Annotated in this window: 16 protein-coding genes; 12 read left to right on the top strand and 4 right to left on the bottom strand. The window is 40.2% G+C overall.

What is annotated here, in order from left to right:
* Positions 1-10 precede the first annotated feature (10 nt).
* Positions 11-2,065 carry a TonB-dependent siderophore receptor gene (locus tag IEV36_RS14495; RefSeq protein ID WP_227591695.1) on the bottom strand — a complete coding sequence of 685 codons (2,055 nt, stop codon included), beginning with the start codon at positions 2,063-2,065 and terminating at the stop codon, positions 11-13.
* Positions 2,066-2,478: 413 nt separating this feature from the next.
* On the opposite strand from IEV36_RS14495, the gene IEV36_RS14500 reads away from it, so the two are divergent.
* The 3 genes from IEV36_RS14500 to IEV36_RS14510 all read left to right on the top strand — a co-directional run bounded on the left by IEV36_RS14500 (position 2,479) and on the right by IEV36_RS14510 (position 5,487).
* The gene (locus tag IEV36_RS14500) at positions 2,479-2,928 is read left to right on the top strand and encodes a hypothetical protein (RefSeq protein ID WP_004770808.1); all 450 of its coding nucleotides are present in this window, start codon (positions 2,479-2,481) and stop codon (positions 2,926-2,928) included.
* A gap of 308 nt (positions 2,929-3,236) precedes the next feature.
* Positions 3,237-4,466 carry an iron-sulfur cluster carrier protein ApbC gene (gene apbC / locus IEV36_RS14505; protein ID WP_005256209.1) on the top strand — a complete coding sequence of 410 codons (1,230 nt, stop codon included), beginning with the start codon at positions 3,237-3,239 and terminating at the stop codon, positions 4,464-4,466.
* 145 nt (positions 4,467-4,611) lie between these two features.
* Complete coding sequence (locus IEV36_RS14510) at positions 4,612-5,487, top strand: 5'-methylthioadenosine/S-adenosylhomocysteine nucleosidase (RefSeq protein ID WP_171067978.1); 876 nt, start codon at positions 4,612-4,614, stop codon at positions 5,485-5,487.
* Between the two features lie 24 nt (positions 5,488-5,511).
* On the opposite strand, the gene IEV36_RS14515 is transcribed toward IEV36_RS14510, so the two are convergent.
* Positions 5,512-6,069 carry a DUF2062 domain-containing protein gene (locus IEV36_RS14515; protein WP_005256211.1) on the bottom strand — a complete coding sequence of 186 codons (558 nt, stop codon included), beginning with the start codon at positions 6,067-6,069 and terminating at the stop codon, positions 5,512-5,514.
* Positions 6,070-6,380: 311 nt separating this feature from the next.
* Here IEV36_RS14515 and IEV36_RS14520 point away from each other — a divergent pair, with 311 nt between their 5' ends.
* The 8 genes from IEV36_RS14520 to IEV36_RS14555 all read left to right on the top strand — a co-directional run bounded on the left by IEV36_RS14520 (position 6,381) and on the right by IEV36_RS14555 (position 17,654).
* Positions 6,381-6,974 (top strand): LysE family translocator, encoded by a 594-nt coding sequence (locus IEV36_RS14520; protein ID WP_005256212.1) that lies wholly within the window; start codon positions 6,381-6,383, stop codon positions 6,972-6,974.
* A 105-nt stretch (positions 6,975-7,079) separates the two neighbouring features.
* On the top strand, positions 7,080-7,649 hold the full coding sequence (dcd, locus tag IEV36_RS14525) for a dCTP deaminase (RefSeq protein ID WP_002120290.1): 570 nt from the start codon (positions 7,080-7,082) through the stop codon (positions 7,647-7,649).
* Between the two features lie 252 nt (positions 7,650-7,901).
* Positions 7,902-9,293, top strand: a complete 1,392-nt coding sequence (locus tag IEV36_RS14530; protein ID WP_005256214.1) for a hypothetical protein — start codon at positions 7,902-7,904, stop codon at positions 9,291-9,293.
* Between the two features lie 287 nt (positions 9,294-9,580).
* Positions 9,581-10,966 (top strand): hypothetical protein, encoded by a 1,386-nt coding sequence (locus IEV36_RS14535; RefSeq protein WP_005256216.1) that lies wholly within the window; start codon positions 9,581-9,583, stop codon positions 10,964-10,966.
* 244 nt (positions 10,967-11,210) lie between these two features.
* Positions 11,211-13,334 carry a hypothetical protein gene (locus tag IEV36_RS14540; protein WP_005256218.1) on the top strand — a complete coding sequence of 708 codons (2,124 nt, stop codon included), beginning with the start codon at positions 11,211-11,213 and terminating at the stop codon, positions 13,332-13,334.
* A gap of 13 nt (positions 13,335-13,347) precedes the next feature.
* Positions 13,348-14,076 carry a DUF6160 family protein gene (locus tag IEV36_RS14545; RefSeq protein ID WP_005256220.1) on the top strand — a complete coding sequence of 243 codons (729 nt, stop codon included), beginning with the start codon at positions 13,348-13,350 and terminating at the stop codon, positions 14,074-14,076.
* 29 nt (positions 14,077-14,105) lie between these two features.
* On the top strand, positions 14,106-16,529 hold the full coding sequence (locus IEV36_RS14550) for a DUF6160 family protein (RefSeq protein ID WP_005256222.1): 2,424 nt from the start codon (positions 14,106-14,108) through the stop codon (positions 16,527-16,529).
* 123 nt (positions 16,530-16,652) lie between these two features.
* Complete coding sequence (locus IEV36_RS14555) at positions 16,653-17,654, top strand: DUF6160 family protein (RefSeq protein ID WP_005256224.1); 1,002 nt, start codon at positions 16,653-16,655, stop codon at positions 17,652-17,654.
* Positions 17,655-17,724: 70 nt separating this feature from the next.
* Here IEV36_RS14555 and IEV36_RS14560 read toward each other — a convergent pair whose 3' ends face one another.
* Together IEV36_RS14560 and IEV36_RS14565 are read right to left on the bottom strand one after the other, a co-directional pair.
* Entirely contained in the window at positions 17,725-18,654 is a 930-nt protein-coding gene (locus tag IEV36_RS14560; RefSeq protein ID WP_005256226.1) for a tRNA dihydrouridine synthase, read from the bottom strand.
* A gap of 79 nt (positions 18,655-18,733) precedes the next feature.
* Positions 18,734-19,543 (bottom strand): cytochrome C assembly family protein, encoded by an 810-nt coding sequence (locus tag IEV36_RS14565; RefSeq protein WP_005256228.1) that lies wholly within the window; start codon positions 19,541-19,543, stop codon positions 18,734-18,736.
* Positions 19,544-19,690: 147 nt separating this feature from the next.
* Here IEV36_RS14565 and ffh point away from each other — a divergent pair, with 147 nt between their 5' ends.
* Complete coding sequence (gene ffh, locus IEV36_RS14570; protein ID WP_004770827.1) at positions 19,691-21,100, top strand: signal recognition particle protein; 1,410 nt, start codon at positions 19,691-19,693, stop codon at positions 21,098-21,100.
* Positions 21,101-21,118 lie beyond the last annotated feature (18 nt).

The raw sequence follows: 21,118 nt of genomic DNA on the forward strand, positions 1-21,118 counted from the left end.
CATATTTTATCTAGAATTTAATGCTGCTAGAGAATATAAGAGTTCTAGGATCGCCTAAAATAGACTCATTGGCCCAGTAATGTTTATTGAATAGATTATTAATATTTAATCGAAGCGTCATAGGATGGTCTTTTAAATCAAACTGATAACGCGCACCTACGTTAAAAAGAGTGTAGGCAGGAAGTTTATCTGTATTTTCAGCATCGGCATAACTTTTGGCAGTATGGTTAAAACCTGCGGAAAGACTAAGAGCTTCGTAGTTCGGAACTGTATATTCTGTATAGAGTTTAAACATTTTTTGTGCCACTAACGGTGGGCGTTTACCTTCAAGCAGCGGATTCTGTTTCTGTTTTTTTATTTCAGGATCTAGCCAAGTAAAGCCTCCAAGAATGCTTAAATGATCGGTTGCTTTTCCTATTGCTGTAAATTCAATACCTTGATGTTCTTGTCTGCCATCCTGAACAAATTTAGGCGCAGTCGGCATACTCACATCATAATATTGTAAACCTTTATCAATTTTAAATAAGGCTGTGGTGAGCAACAGATCACCTAAACTGAGTTTCGTACCTAATTCAATTTGCTGACTTTTTAATGGAGCGAAAATATCACCTGCATTGCTTACTCGAGCGCCACGATACTCTTCAGCTGCTATTCCACCAGCCTCTAAAGACTCGATATACGTCAGATAAGTAGTGAGCGCGGGATGTGGACGATATGAGATAGAGAGGTTGGGTGATATTTTTGATTCGTCATAACCTGCTCCCATTTTATTGATAATGTTGACATAGGCTGCACCCAAGAGTAACGACCATTGATCATTTAGAGTAATGTCATCGCCAATTAACCAGCTTTTACTTTGTGTATGAGATCGGGTTTGAATATCACCTCGGTCAAGTTGTTGTCCCACAGGCTTCGGCATGGATACAGGGAAGTCGAGGTTTAAATCTTTAAATACCACTTCCTTTGCTTCTTTTTGATAACGCTTTTGTTGAGTGTCGCTCATCTGCAAACCAGTGGTAAGTTTGTGGCTGATCTGACCAGTATCAAAAGCAAAATCCACATAAGTGGCCCAGCGCTTATCGTACTGTTGACTACTCATTCGGTCTATACCCGCAGCATAAACACGTGAAACAGTTTGATCATAAGTATGGTCTGATGTAACCGTATTGGTGGTTAATTGCGTGCCTCTACGGCTATAACTATCTAGGTATGAACTTCTTATCGTAATATTCTGATTTGGAGTCCACTTGAGATGAGCACCATAACGCTCGGAATGATAAAAATTATTGGTCCAAGGAACGCTCCAAGAAATGTTGTTTTTGAGTCGATCTGCTGAAAGTCGGTCGATTCCTTTCGCAAAGTTCCAGTTGGCAGCTCCACCATTAATATCATAGTCTCGTTGCATGGCATCAACTTGAATGAGCAAACTATCCAAAGCTTGCCAATCCAGCGCAAGGCTTACAAAGTCTTTTTTAATTTCTTGTTGTTTAATGGCAGTATCACCTCCTTGTTTTGCCAGATTGAGTCGATAGCCAAATTTTCCAGCGTCATCAAACTTTCCACCAAAGTCAGCATGGGTATACCAGCTTTTACCTCCCAAATTCGCCAAGTTAATTTCATTTAATCTTGTATCTGTTGAGCGTTTGGTGACGTAGTTAATCAAGCCGCCAACATTGCCAGGGCCATATAAGAACCCAGATAATCCATTAAATACTTCTATTTTTTTTGCATCTTCAGTGGTCGTGCCGTGTCCATATTGGTCTCCTTCCATGCCATCTCGATAGGCATTTGCGACCCTAAAGCCACGTGTATAGGTAACAGGTTGATCATTCTCATATTGGGAACGACTTAATTGACTGGTTGGATTCAGACGATAAATTTCATCTGGATTGGAGGTTGCTTGAATATTTTTGAGCAAATCATTCGAAAAGACCTGTATGGAATAGGGTAGCTGCTGTAAGGAACGACCTTGCCAAAGACCTACTTGAGATACCGTATCCTCTTTATATCCTTGTTCAGCAGTGCCTTGAGTATCCTTTGATGCTGTGACTTTTATTGGGGTCAAGACATTAACGCTAGATTGCTCTTCGGCGAAAACATGATGACTAACACATGCGGATGAGACGATTATGCTGCTCTGCATGAAGAGTGAAAAATGAGTACTGAGGACTGTTTTTTTTAAAATGAATTGCTTATTTTCTCGTAACAATTTATTCACCTTTCATATTGTTTAAATTAAGTTATAGAAGAATATTTACTTGTTTATTAGAAGGAATATTCTTTTAAATGCAATTGTAATTGATTATTGTTATCATTTGTACAATTGTAATTTCATATTCCTGAAAAGTTAAAATATTTGAATCTTCCTGTATCCCATTTGTTTCAATTTGCAGCACTTGGCAAAAAACAGTTTTAAACGCGGTATAACTAAGATTGCTCCAAACGATATGTTTTTTTTACCTATAGTGAGGAAATACCATGACAAATGAAAAACTTGATGAATTAAAAAACCAAGCTGCTGAATTGGGCGATGACTTAAAATACAAAGCAAAAGAAACTCAGCTACAAGGTGAAAAAGCAGTTGATGACTTAAAGCATTCCGCAGAGGAATTGAAGTTAAAAGGCGAGAAAGCGCTGGATGATTTAAAGAAAGATGTTTCTGAACAAAATGCTGAAGGTAAAGAAGCCGTTTCAAATAAAGTGGATGATATTAAAGCCAAGCTTGAAGATACCCAGCATGCGGTTCAAGACAAATTTGATCACTTTAAAGAAGAAGCAGGTCATAAACTGGATGATGCCAAAGCCAAAGCCGCTGAATTGAAAGATGAGGCTGCGGCAAAATTTGATGATCTAAAAGCTCAGGCTAGTCACAAGCTGGATGATTTAAAGAAAGCGGCGACGGATACCATCAATAAATTCAAAGGTTAATGATTTTAATCTGCGAATAGGATGAAAGACTTCCCCAAACATATCCACGCTATGTTTGGGGATTTTTTTATTTGAAGAAATTTAAAATTGTCCAATATGGTTCACTATAAGATGGATGATCCAGTTATACGCTTATCAATTTCAACCTTTCCTTCCAAAAAACCTGCGTTGTAGGGCAGAGAAATCTAAAGCAGAAAAGTTACTATAAAAAATGAGCAATTATCTGCTTTGAGAGGAGCGTGGATTCTTCAATACTGCTAAACTAAGCGAACTCAATGCTATGTTGATCTGTTTTTGGAGTAAACAAAATGTCGTGGCTTTCTTCCTTAAAATCTGTTTTTTCACCAGCGCAAGAAGTGAAGGAAGACGAGATTCAAACAGTTCTACAAAGTTATGTGTTACCACATTCAGAAAATGCGCTCAAAGATCGCATTAGTCAGGTCAATGTACAAGGTCGAATTCTGCAACTTACGGTGAATACTTTTCCTGAAGAAAAAGACCACTTACAACAGATTCATGATGAGCTTGCAGAAGCATTGGAAAAATGTGGTATTCAGGAATTAAACCTACATATTATTCAACAAAAACATGCAGCGCATGGTGAGGCAGGACATAGCTGCTCATCAAAGCCAAAAGCAGAAAATAACAACTTACCACCTGTGATGGATGCTTCACCTAAAGCAGAAGCAGATCCAAATAATCCTCCGATTCAAAAAGCTGCACCGCAACAGCGCGATGTGGCAGCACATCCTCGTATTCAGAATGTGATTCTGGTTTCATCAGGTAAAGGTGGTGTTGGTAAATCAACCACCACAGTAAACCTTGCATTGGCTTTACAGCAGCTTGGGTTAAAAGTTGGGGTGCTGGATGCCGACATTTATGGTCCAAGTATTCCAACGATGCTGGGCAATGCAGGCAGAACTCCGCAGATTGAAAATGAACACTTTGTGCCTTTAGATGCCTATGGCATGGCGGTATTGTCAATTGGTCATTTAATTGGTGAGCACAATACACCTGTCGCTTGGCGTGGGCCAAAGGCAACGGGTGCATTGATGCAGTTATTCAACCAGACTTTATGGCCTGATCTGGATGTGCTGGTGATCGATATGCCGCCTGGCACTGGCGATATTCAATTGACTTTGGCACAACGTATTCCTGTAACAGGTGCGGTGATTGTAACCACCCCACAAAATGTGGCGTTAATGGATGCGACTAAAGGGATTGAGCTATTCAATAAGGTGAATATTCCTGTATTGGGTGTGATTGAAAATATGTCGACCCATATTTGCTCGAATTGCGGACATGAAGAACAGATTTTTGGTACAGGTGGCGGAGATCAATTATCTGAGCAATATCAGATTCCATTACTTGGACGTCTTCCTTTAGATGCGAAAATTCGTGAGCATGCAGATCAGGGAACGCCAAGCGTAGTTGCGAAAGATGCGGCTGCTGAAAGCTATCTCAATATCGCACAAGCGGTGTTGCAACAAATGGATAAGCTGCCAAAACGCCAGAAAGACGATAAACGTATTTTCTAATTACACCAAAAACCCAACATCAGCATGTTGGGTTTTTGCTTTCTAAAGCAAATCACTTTTTATTTAGACCATTTCAAAACTCACCTTAATAGCAAAGTAGGTACGTTACTTGCTTTGTATAGGGTTTCTTTTTTAAGACAGGTTAATGATGCAAGTTAAATATTTTATCGGTATTGCCAGTGTATGTACGGCTTTATTTTTGGGTGCGTGTAATGGTGATGGCAATTCAAATTCGACTCAACCTCAAGAACAAGCGAAATTACAGCCGATCGTGATTCAAGGTGCATTACCTGTCGAGTCGGAAAAAATGGCTGCTCAGTTAGATAATGCGACTGTAGAAATGATTGGTGAATGGAAGTTCTGGAAGGGAACCTATAAAGGTTATCCTGTGGTAATTTCCAAGACGCGTATGGGTATGAGTAATTCTGCTGCGGCGACTGCACTTGCGATTCAACATTACAAACCGATTGCGATTATTAATCAGGGCACAGCCGGTGGTCATGATCCAGACTTACATGTGTTTGATATTGTGTTAGGCAAATACACCACCAATATCGGTACATTTAAAACACCGAATAAGCCAGTTGGCGGTGGTTCAAATGCATTAGAGTGGAATGAAGCTTTTGATGTATTACCCGATGATGAGTCTGATCCTGAGCCAATTGCAATCCGTAAATTTGAAGGGGACAAAGAACTTTTGCTTGCTGCTTATAAGGCAAAACCCAATTACACCAAAGGACAAGTGGTGGAAGGCACGATTGGTTCAGCAGATACATGGAACAACGAGCTTGATCGCATTAAGCAGTTCCATACCGTTTATGGCACTTCGGTAGAAGAAATGGAAGCTGCTTCAGTGGCACAGATTGCACATCAATTCGAAGTACCATTCCTCGGCATTCGTATCTTATCCAATAACATTACCAATAATGGTGCCTATGACCCTGCGACAGGTGAAGCATGTCAGGAATACGCACTTGATGTGGCTGAGCAATATATGAAAGCCAAAGCAGCAGCCAAATAAATATTCTTGTTAAGAGGAAACCATTTAGATGGTTTCTTCTTTTCTTTCTTTCTCACGATTTCTCCAGCTTCGAATTACACTCCAACGCCAGAGTAAGTGTGTCGCCGCATAAAATAAAACCGCGAATAAAATGGCTTCAATCATAAGCCCTGAAACCAGAATTTTGGCAAGGCTAAAATCAATATGTCCATGCCCAAAATTTTTGATCCAGTTTAGAATTTGATGTAAAACCCCCAGCAACATATCTTTATTGATCATATTGACGTGATAAATCTTACTCCCAAACCAGAACCCTAAATAAAGAATCGGTACCACTGTAAAGGGATTGGTTAACCACGCCATGCATAATCCAATCGGCAAGTTCACTTCAAATAGTAGCACGGTCAGGATAATAAACACGCTATGAAACGGAACCGGTAAAATGCCCCAGAAGGTGCCAATAAACATGGCTTTTGCAATAGAGCGGCGATTTACATACCAAAGCAATGGATTTAAGGTGCGTTCACCAAAAATCTTCATAAATTTTAGACGAGCGACTTTTTCCGAAGACGGCAGCCACTTATGAAAAAATTGCTTAGGCATAAATCATGGAGAGGTAACAAGAAAGAGAAGGGAATTGCATATAAAATAACATTAATTGCTTAGCAAAAACTTAAAATAATGTCCTTGCTTATTTGAGGGTGGTTGAGACAATAATCAAGCGGTCTCTAAAATTTGAATCTTAAATATCCAGAATTATCCCCGTGACTGTTGAGTTAGTGCTACTTGTAATTTTAAAAATATAAATAAAATAAAAACTTATGTAGGATTTAGTCATAAGTCCTTACAGTTATTTTTTTGCTATAGCTGTGTAATTGGATTAATCTGAAAATCTCTCTTAGTGAGGTCATTCAATGATTTCATGGTTTTTTATTGGTTTAGTGATAACCATTCTGCTGACTCCTGGTCCAACCAATACCTTACTTGCATCTTCAGGGATTCAGGTCGGATTACGTAAATCTTTATTGCTTATTCCAGCGGAAGCTGTCGGTTATATTATTGCCATTACTGCATGGGGAATGCTGATTGGCAAAGTGTCAGCGACTTTACCTTTATTACCCATATTTCTGAAATTATTGAGTGCGGCTTATATCGTTTTTCTTGCAATAAAGTTGTGGCGTACAGCCAATCAGGACGTGGTTTTAAACCAACCGACCATTCGCCCTAAAGAATTGCTTTGTGCAACCTTGCTTAATCCTAAGGCTTTATTATTTGCTTCAGCTATTTTTCCCGCTGCTGCATGGAAAAGTCAGGACATTTATATGGCGCACATGAGCACATTTGTCGGGCTTATTCTTCCGATAGCTTTATTCTGGATCTCTGTCGGTGCCATGCTGGCAACCAATAAAGTGAACTGGCTTTCTCAAGCTAAATTACAACGTACCGCATGTATCGTGCTGGTCAGTTTTGCGATCCCGATTAGCTATTCAGCGCTCAGCAACTTATAAAATTCACACCTCTATTGACGCTAAGGCTAGAGGTGTTGTTTTCATTAATACCATTTTAAGTTAAAGTACTCGCCAATTATTAACTTCGTCTTTGGATAAAAAGTCATGGCTATAAAATCTGATCGTTGGATTCGTGAAATGAGCGAAAAACACGGCATGATTGAACCTTATGCGGAAAATCAAGTTCGTTTTGATAAAAACGGTGAAAAGTTGATTTCTTACGGGGTATCGAGCTATGGCTATGATGTCCGTTGTGCACGTGAGTTCAAGGTATTTACCAATGTCCACTCGGCAATCGTCGATCCTAAGAACTTCGATGATAAAAGTTTTATCGATATTGAGTCTGATGTGTGTATCATTCCGCCGAACTCATTCGCTTTAGCGCGTACGATTGAATATTTCCGTATTCCACGTAATGTGTTAACCGTATGTCTTGGTAAATCAACGTATGCGCGTTGCGGAATTATTGTAAACGTTACGCCGTTAGAACCAGAGTGGGAAGGTCACGTTACACTGGAATTCTCTAATACAACAAACTTGCCAGCGCGTATTTATGCGGGTGAGGGTGTTGCACAAATGTTGTTCTTCGAAAGTGATGAAGTATGTGAAACTTCATATAAAGATCGTGGCGGTAAATACCAAGGTCAAACTGGTGTGACATTGCCGAAGACCTAAATATTAAAAAACTCACCCAATTGCGGTGAGTTTTTTTTCAGCTAAATACTTTAAAAATATTCAATTTTTTTATCGGTTAAATTGTTCAGATAAATGAACCTAGCATTTTAGAAAAAATAAGATACAATCTAATAAATTTGATTTTTTTTTGTACAGAATCACAGAAAAAATATAGATTTGGAATCTATAGTGATCATATAAATACGCGATAAAAATAAACATGTATGGATGTTTTAAACACGGAGGTCGGTTATGCGACAGTTCAAGTCTCTTCATTTGGCAATGCTCTTGTTAGGCGGCTCTTGCTTAAGTACGGCATATGCAACTTCTACTACAATGAAAAGCATGACGGATAGTGAACTGTCTGCAACGACAGGGCAGGCATTGATGAGCTTGTCCTATATCGCACCTACTGATTTAGCCAATAAAGAAGCACAGCGCGCTGGCGGAGATAAAACAATCGGTTTCTATAAGTTAGGTCTAGAAGCTGAGATGGAACTGAACGTGAATATTAAAAAGCTTCAGTTAGGTTGTGGTGGGGTGAATGGGGCAGGCGGTTGTGATATTGATATTGATTACCTGAGTTTAAGTGGTTTAGGTAATTCTGAAACTTCCAATACCGATAGCGCGGCCGATCGTGCCGCACGTGCAGGCTCATCTGCAGTTCTCACCAACCCATTTATTGAGTTTGCAATCAAAAACCCCGATAAAGCTTCAACTCGCCAAATTGTTGGACTAAATTTAAGCGCAGAGAAGGCTTTGGGTTTAATTACCTTTGGTCTAGAAAATGGCCCGACAAAAACGGGTATCAACTCACTCAGTGGTTATATGGAAATTGCTGCGACAACCGGTCTTGCCAATGTAAACGGGTTTGGCTCCAGTTTGGTATCTGGGGAAGCAGGGCGAGGAACCTTAAATCAGTCAGATGGCTATAATCCGATTACAGGTAAGGTATGTAGTCTTCCAGCTCTTTGCGTACCTACAATTAACTTTGAAACAACCTCTTATGCACTCAACCTTAGAGATAAAGCAACGGGGAGTAATATTCTAAAAGGTGATTTAACCTTAGAGCAACAAGCGATTACTGGAAAGCGAATTAGCAGTGCCAATTTAACTGCTACTGCAAAGGTACGTGATATTGACCTAAGTGGGAATATTGTGGCAAAAGCGATCGGGTTAAATCTGGATAGACAGGTAACAGGTACCATCCAGAATTTGCTGGTCGATGTTGCGATTAGTGAAGATTTGGGTTTTTTCCATAAAGCAAATTTAAATGGGACAGCAGCGTCACTTTCGTTACAATCACAGAATATTCAATGGAGTAATAATAAATCTGTTTCACAAAATGGCTGGTGGTTAGAGTTTAGTAATCCAATCGATATTGGTTTTATTCAACCTACCTTGAATGTTGACATTCCTAAAGCCACGCTCAATGAAGCATTTTCACAAGTATCTCAATATTTGACAGATCATCCGATTAATTGTGGAACATTTGGAGTATTAAATTGTCTTTTGGGTGATACGATTCCAACAGGGACTGTGAATTTAATCAATGCAACCCGCCCACAAATGGCGTTGACGAATTTAGAGCTAGCCACTCAAAAATTTACGCCGAACTGTTATGGTACTTTGAAGTTCTGCTAGTTTTATCTTAAAAACTTAAGCAGCTACGGCTGCTTTTTATTTGTCTATTCATTTATTACTCTAATATTTTGCGCGCTGGTTTAAAGAAAAAACCTATAAATAGATCCCCCCTTTAATAGACCAAAAATTAAATATTGGAGAGTTTCATCGGAAGTTACTTATTATTTAACAATAGTTTGATTATATTGCGTATGGGGGAAGGCAGAATTGTTAATAATTTGCCTATAAGTAAAACTTATATTGATGGTTAATTCATCTAAGTTTTAGAAAATAAAGGGATTTTTTCGATGAAAAATAGATATTCATTTATATTTTTTCTAGGGGTAATGAGTTGGTGTTGCAATGTGGCCTATGCAGTTCCGCATACTTTGAAAAGTATGACTGATAGTGAATTGTCTGCAGCAACGGGCCAGGCATTGATGAGTTTGTCTTATGTCGCACCCACTGATTTGGCAAATCAGGAAGCAAAGCGCGCTGGTGGAGATAAAACCATTGGTTTCTATAAGCTAGGCCTAGAAGCTGAAATGGAACTCAACGTCAATATTAAAAAACTTCAGTTGGGTTGTGGTGGTGTCAATGGCACTGGCGGTTGTGATATCGATATTGATTATTTGAGTTTGAGTGGTTTAGGTAACTCTGCTACATCCAATACCGATAGTGCGACTGACCGTGCCGCACGTGCAGGCTCATCTGCAGTTCTTACCAATCCATTTATTGAGTTCGCAATCAAAAATCCTGATAAAGCTTCCACACGTCAAATTGTTGGACTGAACTTAAGCGCGGAAAAGGCTTTGGGTTTAATTACTTTTGGTTTGGAAAATGGTGCGGGAAAAAGTGGTATTAACTCACTTAGTGGTTATATGGAAATTGCTGCAACCACTGGTATTGCTAATGTAAATGGATTTGGAACAAGTCTAGTCGCAGGAGAGGCAGCAAAAGGAACCTTAAATCAGTCTGATGGCTATAATGCGATTACGGGTAGGGCTTGTTGTGTGATCGGGTTTCCAATCGGTTTCACGACAACCGCTTATGCTCTCAATTTAAGAGATAAGGCAACAGGTAGTAATATCTTAAAAGGAGATTTGGTTTTAGGGCAACAGCCTATTACTGGAAAACGTATTACCAGTGCAAATCTTACTGCTACTGCAAAGGTTCGTGATATTGAACTGAGTGGTAAACTGAGTGCAAAGGCGGCAGGAATAATCAATTTAGATAATAAAGATGCAAGTGGCCTTATTAAAAATTTAACGGTCGATGTAGCGATCAATGAGGATTTAGGCTTTTTCCACAAAGCCAACCTTAATGGTACGGCCGCATCACTCTCTTTACAGTCGCAGAATATTCAATGGAGTAATAATAAGTCTGTTTCGCAAAATGGCTGGTGGCTTGAGTTTACCAATCCAATCGATATCGGATTTATTCAGCCTACGCTGGCAGTCGATATCCCTAAAGCAACTTTAAATGAAGCATTTAAACAAGTTAGTGATTTCTTATATGCTAATCCTGTCCAATGTGGTGGAGTTCTTGCAGAAAACTGTTTGCTTGGCAATGCTATCCCTGTTGGTACAGTTGATTTAATTAATGCAACCCGCCCACAAATGGCGTTGACGAATTTAGAACTAGCCACTCAAAAATTTACGCCGAATTGCTATGGTACTTTGAAGTTCTGTTAGTTTAATTCGAAAAATAACTTAAGCAGCTCAGGCTGCTTTTCATCTATGCACTCATCGGAAAAATGTAACATATAGCCAGTTTGTTTTGCATTTGTGTAATTATTCGGCATAATAAATTGTGATGAGATAGACATGATTCGTCTATAGCTTGAGTGATGCTAGGAAGCAGTTTTTAAATCACTCAGAAGGATGAAAGAAAAAATATAACGTAGGTGCGGAGCATCGGGTATTTAGGAAGGTCAAGATGGCTATACTCCATATGGATTCATTTCAAAAGACTGTTTTAGCAAGTTTTATTGGACTATGTATCAGTCAATCTGCTTTTGCATTACAAGAACTCTCCGATGAAGGCTTAAGCCAAACGACGGGTGAAGGCATCGCGCTACTCCCACAAAATACATATATGATTTTTCAGGGTGAAAAAAATACCACAACAGGCACAGATTTACTTAATCGCCAATTAGATACGGGTTATATTAACTATGTTCCAGTCGGGCCTTTATCCCTTGCAGCAACAGATACAAATAAAAGTGGTAGTGTAGATGCGGGAGACCGCGCAGTAGGTAAAGCCGATTTATTTCTATACGGATTGGCGCTTTCTGCCTCAAATGCTGGTCGTTCAACCAATAATAATGAACGTGTAGGTTTAAATACTGCTGGAAATGCGATTAATGCAATTAGTAGCTGGGGATCGGCAAGTAATCCATGGATCTTAAAAGTGCAGTCGCAAGCCAATGTTCCTACCTTTACGCCAGATGGAAGTACACCGAATACCGATACAGGGCAAGTCACCTACATGGCTTTAGAAGCACCTTTGTATGAATATTATAATGATAATGCAACAGGTACGGGTGCCCCCACTGTGATTAAAACAGGGGCAGATCCTGTTGGTGCAAATGCTTATAACTTAAAACTTGGCTTATGGGCGGATGCCTTTGTTCGCAATCCAAATAAAGCGGATGGTGCCGCAGACCAGTTCCAGTATGGAAATAATGCTGGTTTAGTCGGCACGAGTATTGATCCTACTCGTGCGAATCGTCTGCGTTTGCAAGGGATATGGAATGGCTTTAGTTTAAATGGTAGTAATGTAAAAATATTCCAGACCTTAAATGGTGCGGGCAGCACGGGGGGCTTAAGTCCTTTTTATAACAACACATTGGGTATATCAGGTATTTTCCGTTTAAATAGTGGTGATGGTGCTAATTTAAAAGCAGGTATGACGATTAATACACCTACTTCTACAAAAATGGATACTTTGCCTACGCTGAGTGCTGGTCAAACTTGTACCGCTTGTGGGTCAGGAACAGACATCTGGACACCTCGTTATAGCCCAGAAGAAACCAGTAACCCTGGTGGAACAGGAGTGACGGAGTATCGTATCCGTAGTCAGACCACTAAAATAACATCAACGGGTAACTGGACTGCACCAACAGGCTTAAATGATCGTGTACTCCGTTTAAGTACTCGAGAGACAGCAGATACTGCGAATTTATCAACACCTGCGATTCAAGGTGGCAATGCACCTAGTTTTGATGCAAATGAAGGGATTTTTATTTATAACCTAAATACCAATCTAGTGTTGGGTAATTTATATCAGCCTGTGATTTTAGGTTCAGATGGCAAGAACTTTAGTCTGGAAGTTGCGCGTATTCCGAATAAAGAAAGTATTTATAAGCAAATCTATACCGATTACACAGGTGCAGATACGAGTTATAAAGGGTCTACCTGTAACGTTTATCAATGTGGTAGCAATATCAGCTTGGGTGGAAAAACTTATCAGGGTTCAAATGCTACACACAGTAGTATTGGCATTGGTACTGTCTATAGTAATGACGGTGGTAAAACACTTCAGGCATTTAAAGGGAATAGTACTCAGGATGCAGTTGGTATTTCTTTTGGGTCTTTAAACTCAGGCACAGTATCAAAAGATCAGTATTTCTATCAGTTACAAAATCAGCAACGGACCAGTGTTGGCTGTAGTGGATTTCTTTGTAGTGGTTATCGTTGGCAATATCGGACGAGTAGTGGTAGTACTACAGGAAATAATAGGGATTATGGTCTGAGATTTGATTCAACCAGCGGCGTAAATTGGGTCAACATTGATAGTACATCACTTTATGATCCATCTGTTTTAAATGCAGGTTATACACGCCAAGATGCAGGGAATAATAATCAAAAATTTGTGGTTCCAAATACTGGAGCATTACCTGATGCACGTATTGTAGATGGACGTTGGTATTCAACTACACCAAATGCGGATATTAATACTTATAAATTAAATACTGCTTCGCCAATCAATAATATGGGCTCGGCTGTAATTGATGGTGTCTTGATTCAGCATCTTAAAATTACGACAACTGGACTATAAAAGGAGTAATACGATGAAAAAAATCACAACTTTACTTCTTGTATTAGCCACAACGTTAACGCATGCCGAATTACAAAGTCTGGATAATGAGGCTTTACAGGCTGTTGAAGGTCAGGCAGGGGCGGATTTATCTCTCAAATTATCATTGAACCAGATTTATAACAGCACCACTGGAAAATATGAGTTTGATAATGGTCTGGGTGGTGTGTGTGAAAACTTGGCCTTTTGTCATCTTGGGATTTCGGTCAATAAACGTTTTGTCCAAAATGGCAATCAGCCTGTTAGTGATCCGACCCAAGCTAATCCAGCGAATAAAGTCTGGTTGGTCTTTAAAGGGATACAAGGAACTATTGATTTGCAAAAGTTAGGTCTGGATGGTGTTGACCTGATTTATAATGATGATGGTGGAGTTGCAAGAACTAAACCAGCAATGCAATTAAGCTTTGACCCAACCAAGCCAATTTTGATTCGTAATTTTGGTTTTAATGCCCTTGCCATCGAGCAAGATGATTTTACCAGTTACTATGATAGTAATGGAAAACTGGTCGAAGGGAATAATCCGACTACACCGCCAGCAAATGGCTATGGTTATTTAAAAGCACCGACATACGCTGCTGATCATCCTTCTGTGTATGACCGTAATAAAGAAACGGGATTTATGGGGTTAAAAATGAATGGTAATTTGGCGATTCAAGGAAATGTAATGATGTTTTCTTGCGATGCAAGCCATCCACGTTGCTAACCGGATATAAATTTCAAAGGATTGAAGCGATGAAAAAAAATAATGAAAATGCTAGGAATATAAGTTTTGCACTCAATACTTTAGCTGCAAGTATATTTTTTATTAGTCATTCTGCTTATGCCTTACAAGCGTTGGATGATAGTGCCTTACGTAGTGTAAATGGACAAGATGGTGTTCATATTGAAACCACCTATGACAAGATCCATGTAGATCAGTTTTTTTGGCAGGATGATGCAGGACGAGGAAGTTCTGATGCAGCGGGCACGACCTTAAAAGCAGTCGCTAATAATTTTAACATTCAGCAAAATGCATTAGGCAATCCACTTGGGACAACCTATAAGCTGAATACTGGTAGCAATGGCAATAAAACGGGTCTAGACATAGAGCTATCCTCAAATCCGTCTCTTATTACGATTGATTCATTTCAGATTTGTGACACCAATAGATGTAGTAGTGATATTGGTAATTTAGCCATTCAAACAACATCACCGCTGGACTTGAAGTTTAAAACGACGGACGGACTGTTTAGTAAAAGTAGTCAGGCTTCGTTAGAGTTAGGCCTTAAAAATGCCAATATTTATTTGGGTCAGACTTCAAATAATGAGTTGAATCAACTAGTTCTGAAAAATCTGAATTTTAACTTCTTGGGTAAAGGCGTGATGTTTGTCGATTCTGTTGAAGGGATCAAGCTACAAACCAATAATGCATTACTTACTGGCAATGCAGCAAATGCTTCATTGACCCAGACGCCGACGACTGATTATGGTTATGTCGATTTTACGCGTGTTAAAGATACAGGCAATGTTACAGCTGGAACCTACGCAGATGGAGGCGTAGCGACCAATGCTGGATTAAATTTAGAGTTTTTATTGAATAAAAAAGCAAATCCAGCTTCTCCTTATACGCTGGATGCAACCAATACGCCGTTAAATCAGCAAGCCAGTCCTGATAATAAGGCTAAAGGTTTAATTCGTGTCGGAGCCAATGGTCGTATGATCAATGGTTCTCTACAGTTACGTGGTATCAATGCAAGTAATGCAGCGAATCCTGCTTATGGAAGCAGCTATGGTAATCCTGAGGGAACCAATATTCTCGGCAGTACCACTGACGGAAATGCCATTATGGGGAAAACGGGTGTTGCATTCCGCATGAAGGCTGAATTTACTAAAGATAATGACTCCATGTTGGGGAGTGACGGAAAGGCGACAACGTTAGAAATTGGCGGTGCAGGATTAAATACCTATGGTTTTGAATTCGGTAATTTAACGGGTTTACAGTTAGGTAGCCGAGGCTCATTTGATACAGGGAATGTATATATCAATCTGGTTGATGCCCGTTCGGTATTTCTACCAGCAAACTATGTTTTCCAGACTTCTAAATTTGGTAATGGTAGTTTCTTAACTCGAGATGTGGATTATACGCAAAGTCTTCATACCCAAACAGGTACCACAAATCCTTATAGTCTGCTTGTGGCAATTCGGGGCGCAGAGTTTCAGGCAATTTCTCGACGTGGACGTTTTACCAACAGTGCAACCAGTAACCCTGAAAGTGGATATGCACCAATCACCAATCACACGGATAATAACTGGGGCTTAGCATTACCTTTTTATAACCTGAATGCCAATATGGCAATGTATGGGACTAAGGTAAATGCCAATGAGGCTTTCTATTTTGATAAAAATGGTGTGAAACATAGTGTTGGAAGCACGGGTGAAACGCCAAGATTGGGTTTTTCATTGGGTATGAGTACCACAGGCGTAGATCGTGATAGCAACTACAAGGCTTTGGGAAATAAAACCACTTCTATTCTGGTAATTGATGGCGCTCGAAACTATTACATGGGATTGCGTAATATTGATATGTTATTAAAAGGAACGGGAAGTCTCGGCCTCGAAAATGGCAGTTTTAACGCAACCCTCAAAGATATGCTCATCGTGATGGCAGCAGAAGTCGCCGCGGGTTATTTACCTGGTGCAACTTATACGGGTGGTGTTTCACCAAATAATAACTTTGCACTGAGTAATGATGTTTTATTTGGTTTAAAACTTCGTATCGGCGGAGATATGAATCTGTCTCTTATTCCAAATAACGAATATAAAGCGGATGGCTCAGGCAATGCCTTGAATATTGTCGGTGATCTTAAATTAAATGCAGCAAGCAATAACACGATTCAAATTAGTGATCCTGTGGATGGTTCAACTTTAGGCCTAGATAATATTCAGGGTGATGTTGCGTTTAACAACGCCATTAAGATCAGTCGAGATAGTTCAGGAGAAGGGGTAGCAAGCTTTAATGCTGGGCTAACGTTTAACCCGAATCGTACCACTGACGGTGTCTTTAGAACTCGAGATATTAACCTTTATGGCCCGAGTGGCGGTGCTCAGCGTTTAGGTGAAATGGCAATTACTGGTGGACGCTTAACCAGCCAATTTTCAATTATGCCTCGAAACTAAGGCATTTGATGGTGTAACAGTTGATGCTTCCACTTATCTGTCTAACGATAAAGTGATTGTGCGACGAGTGGGTTATGTTAAGCTGTAGTATATATTTTAAACATTTGTCTATGGATGAGGACAATGAATAAAAACAAGAAACTAGCGTGTTTGTCATTATTATTGTTAAGTCCATTAACAATGGCGATGCAACCGATGGATGATCAGAGTCTTTCAGCAACGACTGGACAAGACGGGTTGACCATTGGTGTACAGTCTAATGTCCAGTTCAATCAAATAGCAATCATTGATAATGATGGTCTGCCAAGTGGTGGCTATACGGGTCGTGCAGGTCTGGTGATTGCTGGGGTGGCAGGACAAGCTGTTGCAGCACCTGTAAAAGTGTCTGGATTAAATGGCAGTACCGAGACCACTTTCGGCTTGAAAGCAACCATTGATACAGATAAGGGGAATGCTGCTGCAAAAGGCGCTTTTGCGAATATTGGTTTGACTTTCGATAATAGTATTACAGGACTTCGAATTTCACCTTTTTCTATTTATACCGCAGGATCAAATTCGCTTTCTAATTTAAATGGAAGTAGCTATACACGTAATTCCATTTTTACGGCAGGGACTTTACTGAAAAATGATGTTAAAGAACTGTTGCGTGTAGGTGGTATCGATATCGTTTTTGCATCAAATAAACCAAGTATGAACATCCAGCTGGGTGCGGCACCACAAGGGCATATGATTATGTTTGATGGCGCAATTGAGTCCATCTGTGGTTCAGGGAATGGTTGTAATATTATGCTGGTTTCTGATTATACAACCTCTGGAAACGCAGCAACGACCGCTGTTGGCGCAAGTTTTAACTTTAAATTGACAGGACATAATGGTAGTCCTTTTGGGCTTAAAGGTTTCTATGCTGGTGTGTATGGTACAGAGGGAGCTGATAAGGGGGGGATTATTTTTGGCAATGCAGGTACAACAGATAAGTTTGATTTACAGTTGAATAATGTCCTGTTGGGTTCAAATGCAGCTCAACAGTCAGGTGTTTTTAATAATTTACCAAATGCTTCGATTGGAAATATTGGTATGACAGGGGCTTCAGTAACGAATTTAAAAATGAAAGTGAGTGGAATGTAATCTTGAATTGATTTTGGGTTTTCCAAAGCGGCTTAGGCCGCTTTTTTTAATTTAAAATCGAATTTCAGCCTTAGCTTTGCTTTAAGTGCTGAAGGATGTCTTCGAGTTGTTTGATCTTCTTTACCTGTCCCCAGAGTTGCTGGGCTTCAGGATACGCCTTGGTCATCATACCGAGCCATTGCTTATAACGTCCGACCATGCCAATTTCAGTCTTGTATTGTCCGCTTAGGAAGCGTAGCTGCAGGTCCACCAATTCAGGCCAAGACAGCAGCGCCTGATCCATATTTTGACGAATACATAAGGTTAAATCTGGTGTGGTTACTGCACCCCGACCAATCATTAAATCTTGGCAATGAGATTGTTCCAGACAGGCTTTTGCATGGGCATTGTTCCAGATTTCACCATTGGCAATAACATTGATTTTTAAGGCTTCGGTAATCGGTTGGATCTTTTCCCAATAGGCGGGTGGAGTATAACCATCTGCTTTGGTGCGTGCATGTACGGTGAGCCAGCTCGCACCTGCATCTTCAATGGCATGGGCATTATCCAAGGTGTGATTTTCATCAAGATAGCCCAAACGCATTTTTGCTGAAACTGGAATATGTGCAGGTACAGCATCACGAACGGCTTTGACTAATAGATGTACGGTTTCTGGCTCATCCAGTAACACAGAACCCCCACGATGGCGGTTTACTGTTTTGGCTGGACAACCAAAATTCAGATCAATCGCAGGTGCGCCCAGTTCAACCACTTTGGCTGCATTGGCAGCGAGCATCTCTGGGTTGTTGCCCAGAAATTGCACATGTACAGGCGTGCCAGCTGCGGTTTTACCGCCATTTTTTAGTTCTGGACAAAAGCTATAGTAGATATGATCTGGCTGAATGCTATCGGTAATACGGATAAACTCGGTCACGCACCAATCAAAACTGCCAACATGAGTGAGCACATCACGCATGATTGGATCAGTAAGACCTTCCATCGGAGCGAGTACAAGTTTCACGATTTTTACCTAGTTAAGCGAAAACAGCGTTATACGCATTTTCAGATAAGCTGTCTAGTTTTTATTAGCGTAGAAAAACTTAACGTCCTAATATCATTTCTAAAACAAATTTACTGCCCATAAAACCGATTGCAAGTAGGACAAAACCAGTAATGGTGAAACGAATTGCTTTACGTCCACGCCAGCCAAACTTGTAATGTCCGATCAATAATGCGCCGTATAAGAACCATGAAATGATACTAAATGCAGTTTTATGTGCGAGATGTTGGGCAAAAAAGTTATCAATGGTAAAGAAGCCGAACAATAATGCGGCTGTAAGCAGGCCAAATCCAGTAATAATCAAGTCAAATAATAATGACTCCATGACCTGAAATGGTGGAAGCAAATTCACCCAGATACGACGTTTTTGTTTCTTTTTTAGTTCTCGATCCTGAAACCAGAGCAGAACGGCATGAATGGTTGCCATGAGCAGCACAGCATAAGCAGACAGGGACAAAATGATATGTAAGTCCAGACCAAAACTATGTTGTTCAATAATTTGATTTGGCTGACTAAAAGCGAAACCCAAGATTAAGCCAAAAGCGGCTACAGGCGTTCCAATCAGGTTCAATGGCAGGATCGGGCGAATCAGGCTCAGGATCAGACTGAGTGCCAACATGAGTCCAGAAGTGAAGGACATTAGGTTGAATACATCATAATTCACCCCAATAGATGTCAGCATGTCTTGGGAAAGGACAGTTGCATGCAGCACCAGCCCTAAACCGACCATCAGGCCATAACACCAAAGATTTGGAGTACGTTTTGACATTAAACGAATAAACAAATACCAGAATGAACTGGTATAGGCGATAAGTGCCAAAATTGTGTAAACCAAGGGGAGACTGATCATGTCAAACCTTTTATAGGAGGATGAATAATATTCACCATATAAGATATAAATTCGCTTCGAACTACAGTATCCTATAGCATCTTATGCATAAATTTTCTATTTTAAGAAAGATTTTTTTGCAACTAGCCATTTTAAGCGGATTTCGCAATGTTTGATACCTTAACAGAACGACTCACACAGAGTTTAAGAAATGTTACTGGCTCAGGGCAGCTGACCGAAGACAATATTAAAGATACCCTACGTGAAGTACGTATGGCACTTCTTGAAGCCGATGTGGCGTTACCTGTAACTCGTGAATTTATCGCGAAGGTTAAGGAAGAAGCGCTCGGTCAAGAAGTCATGACTCAGCTTTCTCCTGGTCAGGCATTTGTAAAGATTGTCTATGATGAACTCACCAAGATGATGGGTGAGGCAAATGAAACATTAGATTTAAGTGCAAAACCACCAGTTGTTGTGCTTCTTGCCGGTTTGCAAGGTGCAGGTAAAACCACGACTGCTGCAAAATTGGCACGTTTCTTAAAAGAACGCCAAAAGAAAAAAGTAATGACGGTGTCTGCCGACGTTTATCGTCCAGCAGCGATCAAGCAGTTAGAAACAGTATCGAATGAAGTCGGTGTTGGTTTCATTCCATCTGAAGCATCTGAAAAGCCGATTGATATTGTGAATCGTGCGATTGAGCAGGCGAAAATCCAGTTTGCTGATGTTCTGATTGTCGATACAGCAGGTCGTTTACATGTCGATGAAGACATGATGGACGAGATCAAAGAATTACATGCGGCGGTGAAACCAACCGAGACCTTATTCGTTGTTGATGCAATGACGGGTCAGGATGCTGCCAATACTGCAAAAGCGTTTAATGATGCTTTAGCTTTAACTGGTGTGATTCTGACTAAAACGGATGGTGATGCACGCGGTGGTGCAGCACTTTCTGTTCGTGCCATTACTGGTAAGCCAATCAAGTTCTTGGGTATTGGTGAAAAACTGGATGCACTTGAGCCATTCCATCCAGATCGTGTTGCACAACGTATCTTGGGTATGGGTGACGTCCTTTCTTTAGTCGAAGAAGTTGAACGCAAAATCGACAAAGAAAAAGCCGAGAAAATGGCGAAAAAACTGCAAAAAGGCGGCAACTTCAACTTTGAAGATATGCTGATGCAGTTTGAGCAAATGAGTAAAATGGGCGGCATGATGGGCTTCCTCGACAAATTACCAGGCATGAGCAATGCGGGTATTCAGGACGCGATTGAAAAAGCCAATCCTGAAAAGCAAGTAAAGCGTATGGAAGCCATCATTCAGTCAATGACGATCAAAGAGCGTCGTAACCCTGATTTGATTAACCCAAGTCGTAAAAAACGTATTGCTGCCGGTTGTGGTATGGACGTTGCTGAAGTGAATAAACTGATCAAGCAACAGGCACAAATGGCGAAAATGATGAAGAAATTTGCGAATCCATCTGGTATGAGCAAAATGCTAAAATCATTGGGCAATATGCAAAAACAATTTGGTGGCGGTGGTGGTATGGGCCCTTTATTTGGTAGTAATGACCAGAAAAAGTAAGTTCTATCGACTTCCTGA

It is taken from the genome of Acinetobacter vivianii (genome assembly GCF_014635885.1).
Lineage (GTDB): Bacteria > Pseudomonadota > Gammaproteobacteria > Pseudomonadales > Moraxellaceae > Acinetobacter > Acinetobacter vivianii.